The sequence below is a fragment of the Glaciimonas sp. GG7 genome (genome assembly GCF_052976905.1).
The window spans coordinates 1-219 of record NZ_JBRIIQ010000263.1; the positions used below are offsets into that span (position 1 = coordinate 1).

The following is a 219-nucleotide window of genomic DNA, read 5'->3' on the forward strand; positions in this document are numbered from 1 at the left end:
AGCCAGGTGCGACGGTGACGGACGAGACAGAACCGGATGGCATCTCCAATGGTATAGAGCCAGGTGCGGCGGTGACGGACGAGACAGACGCGGAATGCATCCCTAATGATATGGAGCCAGGGGCGGCGATGACGGACGGGTTTGCAGATGCGTACTGGGAAATAGATCGATTCGTGCTCGATGAACCGGGCGCCTAGAGAAGCTATCACCGACTGCCCA

At 58.9% G+C, this 219-nt stretch carries 1 protein-coding gene; it reads left to right on the forward strand.

What is annotated here, in order from left to right; all coding sequences use genetic code 11:
* Positions 1 to 197: hypothetical protein (locus ACVBEF_RS21430; RefSeq protein ID WP_447125912.1), on the forward strand; the 197-nt coding region annotated here is incomplete at its 5' end.
* Positions 198 to 219 lie beyond the last annotated feature (22 nt).